General features: G+C 67.9%; 3 protein-coding genes. All 3 read left to right on the top strand.

Annotation, left to right across the window (positions count from 1 at the left end; all coding sequences use genetic code 11):
* The first annotated feature begins 415 nt into the window (after positions 1-415).
* The 3 genes from AB0H64_RS43795 to AB0H64_RS43785 all read left to right on the top strand — a co-directional run bounded on the left by AB0H64_RS43795 (position 416) and on the right by AB0H64_RS43785 (position 7,235).
* Positions 416-661 carry a hypothetical protein gene (locus tag AB0H64_RS43795; RefSeq protein ID WP_357637548.1) on the top strand — a complete coding sequence of 82 codons (246 nt, stop codon included), beginning with the start codon at positions 416-418 and terminating at the stop codon, positions 659-661.
* A 360-nt stretch (positions 662-1,021) separates the two neighbouring features.
* Entirely contained in the window at positions 1,022-6,364 is a 5,343-nt protein-coding gene (gene mobF, locus AB0H64_RS43790) for a MobF family relaxase (protein WP_357637546.1), read from the top strand.
* A 355-nt stretch (positions 6,365-6,719) separates the two neighbouring features.
* A complete protein-coding gene (locus tag AB0H64_RS43785; RefSeq protein WP_357637544.1) occupies positions 6,720-7,235 on the top strand; it encodes a hypothetical protein in 516 nt (171 codons plus the stop codon).
* Positions 7,236-7,733 lie beyond the last annotated feature (498 nt).

Genomic DNA, 7,733 nt, shown 5'->3' with positions numbered 1-7,733 from the left:
CGCGCGCCCTCCATGGAGCCGCCGTGTTGGGTTAGGGACTCTGTTTTGGTGCTCCGTTTCTCGTGGCTTGCTGGGGGGGCCGCCGCCGGCCCGCCCCACCACTCGCCCACGGCGGTGGGCGAGGATCGCTCCCCCAGGCCCTCCGTTCGGCTCCTGTGCTGATCCGCTCATCGGGCGTGAGCGTGGCGCCTCCACCGGCCGGCCGCCCCCGGTGGGGCGTCCGCGATGTGTTCCAGATCGGCCAGCCTCGCATGCCGATCGCTACGCGCAACCAGCCCGATCAAGATCTTTTGCTGGCGCAAAACATCTTGATCGGGCAAATTGCGCTTCGCTCCTCGTCCTGCGCGTCCGTCCTCACCGGAACACGGAGCGGACGCCCCACCGGGGGCTCCGACAGGCGAAAGGAGCTCAGCCCATGCTCACCCCCCAGAACCTCGGCACCAGCGGCCCTCGCAGCCACAAGGCCCTCCCGTGGATCGTGATCGCCAAAGCGGTCCGACGCTACGTGGTCGCCCGCAAGCGCACCCACCTCGCCGTCACGGCGTGCTTCGCCGCAGCAGAGGTGGCGGCCGTGTTCCTCACCCACGAGGTCTCGATCCATCTCTCGCTCACCGGCGGCATCGCCGCCTGGGAGTCGCTGGTGATCTCGCTCGGAGAGTGACACCACTCCCAGCGCGCCGATGAGGTGATCGGGCCTCCCCGATCACCTCATCGGCGCGCTCGTCGTTGATCGCTCCTCCGAACCCCCGACCAACTCCTCTCGCCCCCCTGTCGCTCCACGCTCCGGACACAGCCGGGCCCACCCGGCCCGGCTGCTTAAAACGAGGGAGCCTAGGTGTGAAGCCCAAGATCAACAAGCCGCGATCCAGGGCTTCACACCTAGGCATCTTTGAATGATGTTGGTAAAGTCTGACCGAAAGCTGATCTTGTTTCGTCCTCGGTTGTTCCAGTCTTCGCCCACATGTGCACGCTGAACGATCTTGATTTCGGTACTCCTGCACGTCGGAGGTGACCGTTTCCGGTGCTGAGCATCGGCCTGGGCTACGACCCCGGGTATCTGACCCGGCAGGTGGGACGAGGCGCCGAGAACTACTATCTGTCATCCGTTGGTGACGATGAGCGTGGAGAGCCGCCCGGTGTGTGGAGCGGCAGGGCGTGCGCCGAGCTCGGCTTCACTGTGGGCCAACCAGTGGATCCGGAGGCGTTCGAACGCCTGTATCGGACCTTCGCTGATCCCCGAGATCCCGCGTTCGGTGACCCGACCATGCGGGATGTCGACAAGCCGCGGCTGGGAGCGCGGCCGGCACGCTATTCCGAGGAAAGCGGTCGGAAACCCGTCTACTTCCTGGACCTGACCTTCAGCCCGCCCAAGAGCATCACGCTGTTACACGCCGGGTTGCTGGCACGCGCTGCGGCTGAGCGCCGCGCAGGCCAGCACGAGCAAGCACAGCGGCTACAGGGCCAGGCCGCTCAGGTATGGGACGCGGTCATGGCCGGCAACGCGGCGATGCTGGAGTACTACCAGGACGTGTGCGGGGTGAGCCGCGCCGGTAAGCACAGCGTCACGGTGGAGGGCAGAAGCAGCGGCAGGTGGGTGGACGCCCCGCGCTGGGTGGTGGCCTCCTTCCGGCAGCACACCTCCCGCAACGGCGATCCCCAGCTACACGTCCATAACCCCGTGCTGAACCGGGTGCCGTGTGACAGCGACGGCAAGTGGCGGACGCTTGATAGCCGGGCCATCCATGCAGTCAGGCCGGCGGCCGGCGCGCTGGCCGAGCGGGTGATGTGGGAAGAGTTGCTGCGCCACCTCCCGATCCGCGCACGGGTTCGTGAGGATGGGCACGGCCTGGAGGTCGACGGCATCGCCGATGACCTGATCAGCGAGTTCTCCTCCCGCCGGGTCGAGGTGTCCGGGCTGCTCGAACAGCTTCGTCGCGAGTTTGTGGCGCGTCATGGCAGACAGCCCTCAGCGCGGGCCCTGTTTTCCATGGCTCAGTACGCGACTAAGGCGACCAAGCGGCGCAAGAGCAAGGGGATCGCGCCCACGCATGCCGCTGAGCTGGATCAATGGGTGGCCCAGTCCAACCGTCTGGAATCCGGAACGCTGGCCGAGGTTCCTGATCGGGTGCTGGGCCTCGCTGCGGATGACGCGCAGATACGAGCAGATGCCCGAGCGGCCCGGCTGTCCCAGCGGGTGCTCCAGCGCCGCGGTGTCGAGCAGCAGGACCAGCCGGTAGGCCGCGGCGAAGGGCCGCACGGCATGCTCGACGATGAGAGCGAAGAGGCTGTCGACGAGCAGATTCGGCATGTGCTCGCGGCCTCCGTGACCGAGGTACAGCGCGCGAAAGCCGTGTTCTCCCGCTTTGAGGTGATGCGGGCGATCAATCGGCACCTTCCCAGTGCACTGGGCGGACTACAGCCGGGAGCGGTACGACAGCTACTGGAGGAGCTGACCGAACAGGCCCTCACCAGCGAAGAACTCGGGGTGCGGCTGCTCAACCTGCCCGAGCTGGCCGAGGCGCCCGCACAGTTTCGCCGGGCTGATGGCTCCAGCATGTACGAGGCGCCCTGCGCCCAGCGCTTCACCACCGATGACCAGCTCGCCGTTGAAGAAGCGCTGCTCACCAGTGCCCGCCAGCGCACCGCCCCTGCGATCCCCTCGGCGCAGGTCGAGGCCTGGCTGGACACACGCCGCCGCAGCCCGGGCGGTGACCGCGGGCTGCGCGAGGACCAGGCGGCAGCGATCGCCGGCATCGCCTCCAGCGGGCGGGCCGTGGATGTCTTCGAAGGGCCGGCCGGATCCGGCAAGAGCTACACGTTGGCGCAGCTGACCGGGCTGTGGCGAGACCTTCGAGGCGCCGGGGCGATCGGCTTGACGCTGTCGACCAACGCCAGCTACGTGCTCGCTGAGGAAGGATTCGAGCGAGCGTTCAACATTGCCCGATTCCTCATGCTGGCCAGGGCCGGGAAGCTCACCATCCAGCCGGGCTCGCTGATCGTGGTGGACGAGGCATCCATGGTGTCCACCACCGACCTTGCCGCCATCCAGAAGGTCGCGGCCAAGGCTGCCGCCAAGGTGGTCTGGGCTGGTGACACTCACCAGCTGTCGGCACCGGAAGCGGGCGGGTTGATGCGTGTCCTGGCCGCCGACGCGGGCTCCTACGCGCTGACCGTGGTGGAGCGGATGCGCGCGCAGTGGGAACGCGCCGCATCCCTGAAGCTGCGCGACTCCGACGCCTCGGTGCTGGAGGAGTACGACGAGCACGGCCGCATCATCGAAGGCGATCGCGAGCAGGTGACCGGCCGGCTGATCGCCGACTATCTGGCTGATCGGGCAGCCGGCAAACATGCCCTGCTGCTGGCCCCGTCCAACGCCGACGCCAGCGAGCTGTCGGCTCGTGTCCGCGCCGAGCTGGTGCGGGCAGGACAGATCGCTTCCGAGGGTCTCACGCTGCATGACGGCAACACCGCCGGGCTCGGTGATCTGGTGGTGGCCCGCGCCAACAGCAGGAAGATCAACGTGGCCGGGACCTGGCGGCGCCTGTCCAACCGAGATGCGCTCGTCGTCCACAAGGTGCTTCAGGACGGCGGGCTGATCGCGCACATGGTCACCCGGGCCCGTCCCGACGGGGATCCGACCCAACACGTTCACATCCCGGCAGACTATGTGAGCAAGCACCTGGAGCTCGGCTACGCCTCCACGGTGCATGCCGCGCAGGGCCGCACCGTGGACTCCGCCCGCGCGCTGGTCGACAGCCGGGTCAGCCACCAGATGCTGTACGTGATGATGACCCGCGGCCGCCTTGCCAACGTCGCCTACGTCGACGTCGGTGTGCTCTCCGCGGCTGACCTTCGCCAAGGCAGCCAGGCCGCCGAGCAACTGGCCGGACCCGATCCCGCGCCCGGAGCGCCGACGCGGAAGGCCAACACGGTACTGGCCGACATCCTGGACCGCGACGACGCCACCCCGGCGGCGATCGAGGCGCTACGCGGCGAGAGCGAGCGCGTCACCCACATGGCCCACTTGCTGGCGATCTGGGCCGACGTCGTCCGCACCGCCACCCGGCGCAACCATGACCAAGTCCTCGCCGCTGAGCTCACTCCTGAACTCCACACCAGGCTGCTGGCCGATCCCGCGCGCGGCGCGCTGTATGCCATCTTGGAGCGGGCCGCCCAAGCCGGCCGCGACAGCATCGAGCTGATCCGCCAGGCGGTGCGCTGGAGAAGCTTCGACGGCGCCGAATCGGTGGCCCAGGTGCTGCACTATCGCCTCCGGCGGCTGATGCCCACCGATCCAGCAGTCGTCAAGACCGTCGACGACACCATCGCCGGGATCCCGCTGCGATGGCGCTGGAGCGAACGCACTCCCCGCATTGACGACGGTGAGCTGCGCCGCTTCGCGGTCCAGCTCGCCGAGCAGATGGACCGGCGCACCGAGGAACTGGGCCGCCGCGCTGCCGACGCGCCTCCCCGCTGGGCCGTGGAACGGCTTGGCGAGGTCCCCGACGATCCGCTCCTGCGTCAGGAGTGGATCGTGCGCGCCGGTGTGGTGGCCGCCTACGGCGAGGCGTTCGACGCCCCCCTCCCCCCTGACCAGCTCCGTCCGGGCACGTCCGTCGAGCATGAGGCGGCCTGGACGGCCGCTCGTCAGGCCCTTGCCGGCATGGGCAAAGGCCTTGCTACGGCCGCTTCGCTTATCGCGTCACCGCCCGTTGAGCACGACCCAGCGCGGTTCCTGAATGAGCTGGGAGCCGCCACGGTTGAGGCCACGGCCGAGGCATCGACGCGGGGTGGCCCAGCCGATGACGACGACCGCGATCAGGATGCACGGCGGCACTCGGGCGCGCTGGAGGAGATGCGCCGCGCCAGTGCGTTGCTCGCCTTGTCCGCCAGCCCTTATCGCGTTGGGTTACTCGGTGACGCGGAACTGGCTGCGCGCGCCGCGCAGCTCACCGACGAGGCCGTGTCAGAGGCCGGGCGGCTGGCCGACGCCGAAAGGCGGGTACGTCGCCATGCCGAGCACGGTGGCGGGCCGGCCGAACGTGAACTCATCGCCAAACGTGACGAGGTCGCTCGCCAGGTCACCCAGATCGAGGCCGCAGCCGCCGCGCTCGACCGGTTGCGCGCGCTCAGGTTGACGCTCGAGGAGGCCCAGACGAGCGGCGATGAGCAGCGCCGGCGTGACGCGCACGCCGTCGAGCAGGCCCCGCCCCGATCGGTGTGGTCGTTGATCAGGCATCAGCACCGCCAGATGCAAGAGAACTGGCAGGCGATCGTCAGCCGTGGCCGAGCTGCCGATGTCCGCGCTGCCGAACACACGGCTGTGGCCGCCCGAGATGCTCAGGAGGTCCTCGGCCATGAGCTGGCCGCGGTGCAGGAGGAGATCGCCCGCCGGGAGGCGCTTCCAGATCCGCGACGCCAGATCGAACAGGAAGTCCGAGACCGCCAAGTCGCTCGCCGGCGGCGCGAAGAGCTCGCCGCGGAGTTGGCCGCCCGAACGGGCGGTCTTGGCCTACTCACCGACACCGAGCTCGCCGCCCGCAGGGCTGGCCTCACCACGCGCCAGCAGGAACTGGCAAGCGCGATCCGAGCAGCCGAAGAAGACCTGACCCGATACGACACCCATGGCGGTCCGGCCGTGCGCGACTTGGAACGCCGTCACCACGAGCTGTCCCAGCAGCTCCGCCGGATCGCGGCCGCTGAACACGCGCGCCAGCACGCCGATGAGCTGATCCGGCGAGACGATGACCTCCGTCGACAGAGCGCAGACATGCAGGCCCGCGCCGAGCAGATACAGCAAGAGCTGCCGACGGTGGGACGCCTGCGGCCATCTTCCCGAGCCAGACGAGCCGCACTGGAAACCGAGCTCGCTGGCCTTCGGCGGCAACAGGCACAACTGGACGCACGTAGAAAGGCAGAAACCAACGCCCAGGCCACGGCCCGAGAGACGGCCCAACAAGCCGCCGCTGAGGCACCAGCGGCCACGCTGTGGCCGCACCTCAAGCGCCAGGCTGCCGAACTCGAGCGCACCTGGGAGCAAAGGCATGAGCGGGCCCGGCAGCTCGATCGGCAGACAGTTGAGGCCCGTACAGAACGCTCACGCCAAGGCCATAAGCGGATCTCTTGTGACCTTGAAGCGGTCACGCGCGAGATCGAACGACGCGCCATGCTGCCAGAGCACCAGCGTGAGGCCGAGCAGGCCGTACGGGTCGAACACCTTGAACATCGCGGTCACGACGCCGCCCGTCGAGATACTTCCCGGACAGGAGCTGATCGAGTCCACCAACGCAATCGCTCAGAAGCCCATCGACCAGCACCCGAACGTCACCGCGACGACCCCGATCATGCCCGCGACACGAGCTGATCCGCACGCCTTGGAGTGGCGGACACGGCGCTCAGCACGGCACTCCAGGTGGACGGTGTGGTAGGAGCGAACGCCCGCTCAGGCCGTACGAGTTCGATCGGGCGGAGGTGTGGTTCCCTTCCTGCTGCGTCGTGGCGCGGCCGGGTCCTTGCGGAGTGACGACGATGCCTGCATGCTGCCGGCTGGGCACGTTGGCGTGCACTCGGTCGGATTCTGGGCGGAAACCGCCGAAAGCCCTCTCGGTAGCCCGCGTCTCGTCTGTCGCACCGGAGAGCCCGTCCGCGCGAGCATCGCGGACGAACAGCCACATAAAAGGCCCCTCCTGGGATTACCTGGAGTGTGCTCAACTGACGGGATGCAGAGTGCGATCACAAGCCTCATCGCTGTCGTCGGCACGCTCCTGGGGGCCACAGCCACCTACGTCTTCCAGGCGCGCGCCGCGAAGCAGGCGCGATTAGAGGCCCGCGATGAGCGGCTCTGGCAAGAACAGTTAGCCGCCTACAGTGCATTCGCCGGTGCCATCACCTCGTACCGAGCCAGCCAGAGCGCCCGTTGGTATCGCAAGCGGGACGACCCGGACGGCTCAAGGTACATCAGCGCCCGGGATGAGTCGCTGGACGAGCGTGCGAACGCCAAGGCCGCGTTGTTCAGGCTGCGGCTGCTCAATCCGGACGCTGAGCTAAGTCGGCTCGCGTCGGAGGCGTTGGAGGTCACCACTTCCATCCACCGCGCTGCGGATGAGGCCGCGCGAGCCGAGCAGGCAGAGCGCTCACAGCTCGCGCTCCTGGCATTTGTCGAGGCCGCCTCGGGCCAGATCCGCGCCGGGAGTACGAGGCACCAACCATCTAGGTCGCCATCCCCTCCAACCTGACCATCCTGCACTCCTCAGATGGGCGGCGGCCACCTACCACCCGCGCCTTCCAGACGGATTCCGGCTACCCAGGAAGCACCGGAGGGCCGCGCACCACATCAATCCGACTCGCAGCAGCACGGACCGCACACGCCGTCCGCCGCGACGCCGGTGGCCTACTGGGTCTGAATCCGCACCTCGTGCAGCGACGTGTCGCGAGGAGCAGTACGTCTATGGAAAAAAGATGGATAGCACGCTTCCTAGTTCCACCCATTACTCTACTTTCAATGCTTCTCTGCGTGGCAGAGATAGCCTCTGCGAGCCAAAATGGCTACCCTGCGCTGAGAGGGCCTCGTGGTGCAACCTTCTCCTCGCAGCTCACTTCCGCTATGCAACCCCCCGAAGATGACGAAAAGAAGAGGAAAAAGAAGAGAGAATCTATCTCGATCGAGATAAAAGAATGGCCCGGCATCCATCGCCCGGGTCGGCCCCCCGGTATCCACCGGCCTGGCCCACTGC

This window comes from Nonomuraea sp. NPDC050733 (genome assembly GCF_040654215.1).
In the GTDB taxonomy this organism is placed as follows: Bacteria; Actinomycetota; Actinomycetes; order Streptosporangiales; family Streptosporangiaceae; genus Nonomuraea.
The sequence above is the reverse complement of the archived record's forward strand: the minus strand, read 5'-3'. Positions and strand labels throughout refer to the sequence as shown.